This is a genomic window from Clostridium sp. (genome assembly GCF_051278035.1).
Taxonomy (GTDB): domain Bacteria; phylum Bacillota; class Clostridia; order Clostridiales; family Clostridiaceae; genus Clostridium_AD.
The window spans coordinates 1-5,418 of the sequence record NZ_JBNMNU010000235.1; the positions used below are offsets into that span (position 1 = coordinate 1).

Consider the following 5,418-nt stretch of genomic DNA (forward strand, 5'->3'; position numbering starts at 1 on the left):
CTAAAAACCCTTTTAGATCAAGGAATTACACCGGATTTTGTGTGTAGTGTAGATCCTGGTGAAGCTTCTTACACTGTAATAAAAGAAGCATTACAGTGTAAGGTACCTTTAGTGTTCAGCGAAGTGAGCAATTATAAAATAGTCAAGGAGTACAGTGGAAGAAAAATCTTTTATAAGGACAATGATTTTGAAGATATAACCGAAGAACTATTGGGTATTGAGGTTGATACTTTGAAACAAGGTGGTTCTGTAGCCCATGTTTGTGTCAGCATAGCCGAGTACTTAGGTTGTAATAAAATCATTTTTATAGGCCAAGATTTAGCATATACTAATAATAAATACCATGCAGAAAGTGCAAAACATAATGAACAAAATGTTATTTCAGAAGATGATAAATATTTATATGTAGACGATATATATGGCGAAAAAGTTCCTACTACTATGATTTTGGACTTTTATAGAAAAAACATGGAACTAATGATAGCAGCAAATGAAAATATTACGTTCATTAATAGTACTGAGGGTGGAGCAAACATTAAGGGAACCTTAGTAATGCCTTTAATGGAATCAATTCATAAATACTCCTACAAAGAGGATATTTATAAAAACACAGAATATATACTAAACGGTGAATCACAAGTAAATAAACAAGCTGTAATCGACAATATAGTGAAAATTTTGCAATCAATAAAGACCATAGAAGATATATGTAAAAAGGCAATAGTAATTACATCTAGGATGTACAATCATTATGATAAAAATGCAATTATAGATATAAATAGTATCATAAAACGTTTGAATAAATTAGATTGTAAGTTAGATAAAGAACTAAAAATAGTAAAAAGTATTAAAAAATTGTATAGTCCTTTATTGGCAAGGATTATGGTATCCGATAAATATAAGGAAAAAGTAGATGAAAATGAAAAACAAAAGGGAAAAAGGGTTGCTTTGAAAAGCGAGGCTATGTATAAAGGGCTTCTTACAATAGTGAAAAATGCTGAAATAGAACTTGAAAAAGTTAAAGAGGGTTTAATATAAAAATGCAAAAGTATCGGGGGAATTAATAATGAATGAGCAATTTGAAACTTTGCAAAGTGTAAAGGAATATATGGTTAACTTAATAAATGGAATAGGAAAAGCAGTAGAATATTTTCAAGCCGGCGAGGATAGAAAAGGATACGAGCTAATTTCTCCTATTACAGAGGGTATACAATGGATGAGTGAAGCGCTGATGCTTACAAAAGATATTCATCACCAAGACATAGAATTACAGGCTATGAATGAAAAGTTAAAGGAAATAGTTGAGGCACTTGAAAATGAGGATTTTATTTTGATTGGAGATTTGTTTGAATATGAATTAAAGCCAATACTTGTGGATATACAAAACAATGTTAATAAAGTAATAGCAAGCTAAATAGGCGGTAGGACAATTTGCATATAATTGTATATATTATGATGATATTTTACTCGATTTAATAAATTTAGAAGGATGATTATTTTATGAATAGAAAGATTGAAGTAATAAATACTAGAGAATTCAATAAAACATTACTAATAGAAAATGTTTTTCTTCATAGTAAGTACTACCCCTTAAAAGAGGGGAAAAAATTTATAGAATTAAATGAAAAGTTTTATAAAAATAAAGACGTGGTAATGGTTTATGGTTTAGGACTTGGATATCATATTATCGAATTGTTAAAGAAATGTAATGAAAATAGCAAAATATATATTTTTGATGCTGATAAAGAAATAATTCGTATAGCAGATGATTTAAGCAACTTAAAGGATATAAGAAAAGATAAAAGAGTGAAAATATTTGATGATTATTCACAAATTTTTTTACAGGATTTTGTTAATATATCACAACTTGTAGAGGATATATTGATATATAAACCTTCGGTTAAGGTGCTTTCAGTTGAATATATGCCTTTAAAGAATATACTTGAAGATTTTAATGTGGCTAAAATAGCTGTAGAGAGATTTAGTCAAGTTATGCGTGAGAATTATAAACATAATTTAAGCCTAAAAGCGCCTGGTATTAAAGAATTTTTTAATAGGATAAGTGTTAAAGGAGAAACAGTGATAGTAGTAGCGGCTGGACCGTCTTTGGATTATGCTATAAATGCATTGAAAAAGTTAAATGGAAAAGTTAAGATATTTTCTGTTGGAAGTGCGTTAAGAATACTTATGAAAAATGGAATTATTCCGGATATGATTACTCTAATAGAATCACATGAAATGTCGTGTAATCAACTAAATGGATATGAGAATTTGAATATTCCATTATGTTTTTTAAGTACAGCATCTAGAGTAGCAGCGGCAAATTATAATGGACCTAAATATATGTTTTATAATGAACAGAATAAGGATAATATAATAATAAATACAGGAAAAACTGTAGCAGTAGCAACATTAGATATAGCTATAAAGGGTGGGGCTAAGGAAATAATATTTGTAGGACAAGATTTAGGCTTTTTAGATAACAAGATGCATGCAGGAACAATTAATGATGTTCCAGAAGAGGGGAATTTTAAAAAAGTTCTAAGTGTTAATGGTAGCATGATAAACACAAATGATGGGTATATGTATTTTAAAAGAAAGATAGAAAAAGAAATAGAGCAAAATCCAAATGTTAGGTTTATAAACTGTAGCAAAGGGGTAAGGATAAAAGGGACAGTGGAAATGGATTTAGAAGATGTGAAATAGGCTTTATAAAAAACTTAAAGATATTGATATAGCTAATGCACAAATAATTATCAACAAAAATATCTTAAGTATATATAATGAATATATTTATAAAGTAACGAATTACTTCAATAAATTCATTAATAATAAAAAAATATTTTTTTTATCATCCTACTATTGCAAATGATTGCATAGAAGCTAATATGTTTTCACTATTAATTTTTATGTTTAAGTGGCTGAAGTTGCAAATAAACTTGGAATAACATATATATCATGAACAGTAGACACCCCTAATTATAATTGATACAAGAATGAAATTTATTATAAAAACAATATTATTTTTATATATGATGAAGTAGTTGTGAATGATTTGATAAATATGGGTGTAAATAATATATATTTTATGCCAGTGGCGGCAAATATCAAACGATTTGATGAAATTATTATGAATGAAGTGGATTATTTAAAATATGTAACTGATGTTAGTTTTGTTGGGACAACCGGTATGGATAATGAATTTAATAAATTCAGTGAATTTCTGGATGAGGATACAAAAGGAAAAATAATTAATTTATTTGATAAACAAAAGAAAGATACGACAAAATATTTAATAAAAGAAAATATTGATTTTTAAATAATAAAATCAAATTTGCAAATGAAAATAGTAGTACAACTTTAACCAAATCAGAACGAAATGCTTTTTTTTCTTGCAAGGAAATTTAATGAAATTGAAAGAATAGAAATGGTTAGCTTTAAATCAAATAAATTTGATTTTAAAGTATATGGTGATGAAGCATGGGATTTAATATGTGGTAAAAATTTGAGAAATATGGGTAAAGTGGAACATTATAATGAAATGCCTAAAGTTTTTAAGTCTTCTAAAATTAATTTAACACGTGTATATGTAGAATCAGATTTGCCTATGAGAGTGTTTGATGTGTTAGATAGCAAAGGGTTTTTAGTAACAAATTATAAATCTGATATAGTAAAATGTTTTAATAATGGTAAAGACTTAATAATATATAGAGATTTACAAGATCTTGTAGAAATCATTGAGTATTATTTACATAATGAAAAAGAGAGACAAAATATTATTATAAATGGATATGAAAAGGTTAAAAACGAACACACATATGAGGTTAGATTAAAACAATTGATGAATATTGTGGAGAAGCTTAGTAATAATTGGAAGGGTAATAAAGATAATTAGTTTGTTTATTATTGATATGACTTCATTTGGATTAGTATTAACTGGTGCATCAGTAAAATTAGCTAAAAATTCACAAATAGTAACTAAATTAATACATAATGCTTTGAAATCTGTTTTTACTGAAAGTAATAATAGAAATTATATTTGTAGGACAAGAGTTAGGCTTTTTAGATAACAAGGTGTATGCTGGAACAATTAATGATGTTTCATAAGATGGTAATTTTAAAAAAATGCTAAGTATTAATTCTAGTAGAATGAATAAAAGGAACAATTGAAATGAATTTATCTGAAGCAATAAAGCAGTCTAATTACCAGGTTTCGGGTTTATAAATTAGTTTACAGAAAGTGAGGATTATATGAAAACAGTATGTATAGTACAAGCTAGAGTTGGATCTAAAAGACTACCAGGTAAAGTATTGAAGGAAATATGTGGAAAAACAGTATTAGAACATGACATAGATAGATTAAAAGCAACTCAAAATATAAATGAGATTGTTATTGCTACTACTAATTTGGAACAAGATAACGATATTGTTGAAGTAGTGAAAAAGTCAGGGATAGCTTATTTTAGAGGTTCAGAACAGGATGTTTTGTCAAGATATTATTATGCTGCAAAAGAAAATGATGCTGATGTAATTATAAGGGTAACCTCAGATTGTCCAGTTATTGACCCGTTAATTATAGATAAAATGATTATTCAGTTTTTAGATATGAATAAAGAATCAAATATCGACTATTTAAGCAATACAATAGACAAGACTTTTCCAAGAGGACTTGATGTAGAAGTTTTTAAATTTGAAGTGCTAGAAAGATGCTTTTTTGAATCAAAAGAAGACTACGAGAGAGAACATGTAACTCCATATATATATCTAAATCTTGATAAATTTAATGTTGTACAATACAAAAATGATGTGGATTATTCAAAATATAGATGGACATTAGATACAGAAGAAGATTTTGAAGTTATAAAACAAATATACAATAACTTATATCAAGAGAATAGTATGTTTTACTTTGAAGACATTTTAAGGTTTATATTAAAAAATCCTGAAATAGCAAAAATAAATGAAAATATCGAGCAAAAAAAATTGGGCCAATGATATTAAAATAAGGAGCATTCCTGTTATGAATTAAAATGAACTTTGAAAAAAAGAGCATCTACTGATAAAATACAGGGTATAACAGTTCGAACTTTTATCTCTAATTTATAATTATCAGTGGAGGTACTCAAATGAATTATACACAGAATGAAAAAATAATGTCAATAACAGAAAATACCTTAGCGATAGGAATTGATACTGCAAAGCAATTTCAGTATGCGAGAGCATTCGATTACAGAGGTATAGAGCTTAGTAGGGTTAAATCGTTTGAAAATACAGCAGGTGGCTTTAAAACATTTCATGCATGGTTAAAAGTAGTAGCTAAAGACAGTAGAAAAGATAACATAATTGTGGGTTTAGAACCTACGGGTCATTACTGGTTTACATTGGGAAATTTTCTAAAGGAACTAGGGATTAAACTTG

Annotated in this window: 8 protein-coding genes; all 8 read left to right on the forward strand. The window is 27.6% G+C overall.

Going from position 1 to position 5,418, the window contains the following annotated elements; genetic code table 11:
- Positions 1 to 1,038: motility associated factor glycosyltransferase family protein (locus ACJAX4_RS21810; RefSeq protein WP_435791543.1), on the forward strand; the 1,038-nt coding region annotated here is incomplete at its 5' end.
- A gap of 28 nt (positions 1,039 to 1,066) precedes the next feature.
- Complete coding sequence (locus tag ACJAX4_RS21815) at positions 1,067 to 1,414, forward strand: hypothetical protein (protein ID WP_435791544.1); 348 nt, start codon at positions 1,067 to 1,069, stop codon at positions 1,412 to 1,414.
- Positions 1,415 to 1,500: 86 nt separating this feature from the next.
- Positions 1,501 to 2,706 carry a motility associated factor glycosyltransferase family protein gene (locus ACJAX4_RS21820; RefSeq protein WP_435791545.1) on the forward strand — a complete coding sequence of 402 codons (1,206 nt, stop codon included), beginning with the start codon at positions 1,501 to 1,503 and terminating at the stop codon, positions 2,704 to 2,706.
- Between the two features lie 295 nt (positions 2,707 to 3,001).
- Complete coding sequence (locus ACJAX4_RS21825; protein ID WP_435791550.1) at positions 3,002 to 3,319, forward strand: DUF3880 domain-containing protein; 318 nt, start codon at positions 3,002 to 3,004, stop codon at positions 3,317 to 3,319.
- Between the two features lie 60 nt (positions 3,320 to 3,379).
- A complete protein-coding gene (locus ACJAX4_RS21830) occupies positions 3,380 to 3,895 on the forward strand; it encodes a glycosyltransferase family protein (protein ID WP_435791546.1) in 516 nt (171 codons plus the stop codon).
- Between the two features lies 1 nt (position 3,896).
- Positions 3,897 to 4,070, forward strand: coding sequence for a hypothetical protein (locus ACJAX4_RS21835; RefSeq protein ID WP_435791547.1), 174 nt, complete (start codon positions 3,897 to 3,899; stop codon positions 4,068 to 4,070).
- A gap of 181 nt (positions 4,071 to 4,251) precedes the next feature.
- Positions 4,252 to 4,995: a cytidylyltransferase domain-containing protein gene (locus tag ACJAX4_RS21840; protein ID WP_435791548.1), complete on the forward strand. Its 744-nt coding sequence runs from the start codon at positions 4,252 to 4,254 to the stop codon at positions 4,993 to 4,995.
- Between the two features lie 131 nt (positions 4,996 to 5,126).
- Positions 5,127 to 5,418 (forward strand): IS110 family transposase (locus ACJAX4_RS21845; RefSeq protein WP_435791549.1); only part of this gene is annotated, 292 nt, incomplete at its 3' end.

What these genes read in the sequence shown, in the direction of transcription:
- ACJAX4_RS21830 (WP_435791546.1), top strand. Translation starts at nt 3,380, where the DNA reads ATGCTTTTTTTTCTTGCAAGGAAATTTAATGAAATTGAAAGAATAGAA.
- ACJAX4_RS21820 (WP_435791545.1), top strand. Translation starts at nt 1,501, where the DNA reads ATGAATAGAAAGATTGAAGTAATAAATACTAGAGAATTCAATAAAACA.
- ACJAX4_RS21815 (WP_435791544.1), top strand. Translation starts at nt 1,067, where the DNA reads ATGAATGAGCAATTTGAAACTTTGCAAAGTGTAAAGGAATATATGGTT.
- ACJAX4_RS21840 (WP_435791548.1), top strand. Translation starts at nt 4,252, where the DNA reads ATGAAAACAGTATGTATAGTACAAGCTAGAGTTGGATCTAAAAGACTA.